Genomic DNA, 2,500 nt, shown 5'->3' on the forward strand with positions numbered 1-2,500 from the left:
ACGCATCTCCGGCGCGTCCGGACCCAAAATCAGCGTGTTCTCCGGAAACGAATGCTGCGGTGCCTCAGCCGAGGCCGCGCCCGCGGCCAACAGACAAAACAACACCGGGAATACATGTCGCGATTGGGTCATCGGTCGCTCCTTTGGGCGTTCTGTGCCTACGTGCAGAGTGTACGGATTGACATGCGAGGGCGCGCAATCGCCATCGCACTTACCACCACCGTACGTCGCTGTTGGTGGGCTCGTCGTCGCGGTAGAGAGGCCCCCAGCCGCGGTCGGCGATCCACCGGACGTTACCCGCGATGTAGAGGAAATTCGCCCCGTTGCTGTGGTCCTGGCTCAAATAGTCCTGTCGCCACGTCTCAGCGTCCATCCGCCAGTCGCCGCCCGACAGCCAGCTCTGCTCGGGACAGGTCGCCCCGTCACGCCACCAGTTGCAGAACAGCAGCACCCGAACCGTATCGTCGTTCGTACCGCGATTACGCCGGCCGTTGCGCCCGTGCCAACCGTCGTTCCACACCGTGCTGTTGTGAATCGACCACGAAAACGAATACCCGCACCACCGCTCGCCGCTGGCATAGTCGTTGTTTTCCGTCCATTTCCAGTCCCGCACGTGCTCCGGACAATAGAAAACGCGATAGACCGCGCCGCGAGATGTCACCGACTGGTCCTTGATCTGGAACATCCGGTTGATCTGGTGGCCCCAAGACTCATTGTAAGTCCATCGCTGTCCATAGTACGCCGCCGGCAACCAATCCTCATAGATGTCCATATAGAGCTGGAATCCCAGTCCCAATTGTCTGAGGTTCGACTGGCACTCCACCGTTCGCGCCTGCTTGCGAGCCTGCTGCATCGCCGGCAGCAATAGTGCCACCAACACCGCGATAATCGCCACCACCACCAGCAACTCAATCAAAGTGAATCCGCGAATGTCCCTCGTCGCGCCGATCTTCATGCCGATTCCCTCACAATCAGTTTCGTCGCAAGGTTCACCCGCCGCCCCGGCGGCTCCTTCCTATCGATCATCGCCAGCACCATCTCCACAGCACTGCGGATGATCCCTCGACCGTCCTGCGCGATCGTCGTCAGCGACGGACAGCAATACGCGCCCGCCTCCGTCCCGTCAATGCCGATCACCGCCACCTCCTCCGGCACCGCCACGCCCTCATCCCGCAGCCCGCGCAAAAAACCCATCGCCCCGTGATCGCACGAATAGATCACCGCGGTAGGGCGGTCGCCCCGGCGGGCAAACTCCAAGCCACACTGTCGCGAATGCTCCGGCACGCTGCGGCCCACCAGAACCTCCGGCTCCATCCCATGCCTCCGGCACGCCGCACAAAAGGCCGCAAGTTTGCCGTCAACCTCCGGATTGACCGAACGCGAACGAAAATACCCGACTCGCCGGTGCCCCTTACCGGCCAGCAGCGAAATCGCCTCGTCCATCCCCGGCTCCCAATCCGACACCACCGACGAGAGCCCCTCAATCTGGTCCGAAATCGTCACCAGCGGATACCGCTCCGCCAGCAGATGATCGTAAAGCGGCTCGCCCGGCCCCAACGCCGACCCAAAGAAAATCACCCCGTCCACCCCCCGTCCCATAAGGGTTTGCAGACAATCCAGGTCGTTCTCCCCCGTCCGCCACGGCGTCACCGAAATCAGCAGGTGATACCCCCGATCCTCGACCTCCCGAAGCGCCATATCCGCCAGCTCGTTGTAGTGCGGCGAAACGATCTGACCGCACTGAAACCCGATCGTGTTCGTCCGACCCGTCACCAAGGCCTTCGCCGAAAACGACGGCCGGTAGTTCAACTGCCGCGCCACCGACAAAACCCGCTGACGAGTCTCCTCCGATATCCGTATCCCCGATCGCTTGCGATTCAAAACGTACGAAACCGTCGTCTTCGTCACCCCCACACGACGGGCAATGTCCGAAAGCGTTGCTGCCATCGACAAATGCTCCTAACTGCCTGAAACTACCAGTCTTATGTCCATTTACGGCGGCATTTATCGCTACACGTTTACCGTTGAACGCCCCCATCGTACCAGACCCGCCTCGCTCTGTCAATAGGGGGTAGTCCCGGAAGAACAGGGGCAAAATCGCACCGCCCGGACCCGATGCGGCAAACCCTTACCGCCGATGCGGCTGCTTGCCCGACTGCCATGCCTCGACGATCCCACGCCCCGACGGCCACTGAAATGCCAGGCACACCATCGTCATCAACCACCACGGCAGCAGAAGGGCGGCATCCCCGCCCAGCAGGATCACCACCAGCATGAACATCCCGGTCCCCTCAGCCAGCGCCGCCCCGATCACCCGAAACGAAAACACCTTCACTGCCGCCGCCGATGCGCTCTCCTGGCCGCCCACCATCCGCCGCTCCAACGACCGCAGCACCACCCCGCCCACGATCGGCGCCGCCACCGAAACCGCCGCCATCATCTCGAGCATCCGCAGCGCCACAGCCTCCGACGCCAGCGGCCCCAGCGAAAGTGCGATGAT

General features: G+C 62.4%; 3 protein-coding genes. All 3 read right to left on the minus strand.

The window, feature by feature from the left end; translation table 11 throughout:
• Window positions 1-211: 211 nt before the first annotated feature.
• A complete protein-coding gene (locus GXY33_21910) occupies window positions 212-955 on the minus strand; it encodes a DUF1559 domain-containing protein (GenBank protein NLX07804.1) in 744 nt (247 codons plus the stop codon).
• The gene (locus tag GXY33_21915; protein ID NLX07805.1) at window positions 952-1,947 is read right to left on the minus strand and encodes a LacI family transcriptional regulator; all 996 of its coding nucleotides are present in this window, start codon (window positions 1,945-1,947) and stop codon (window positions 952-954) included. Before GXY33_21915 ends, GXY33_21910 begins: the two co-directional genes overlap by 4 nt.
• A 181-nt stretch (window positions 1,948-2,128) precedes the next feature.
• Window positions 2,129-2,500, minus strand: a 372-nt coding sequence (locus GXY33_21920) for a hypothetical protein (protein NLX07806.1), incomplete at its 5' end; no start/stop codon positions are given.

The sequence above is a fragment of the Phycisphaerae bacterium genome, assembly GCA_012729815.1.
Lineage (GTDB): Bacteria > Planctomycetota > Phycisphaerae > JAAYCJ01 > JAAYCJ01 > JAAYCJ01.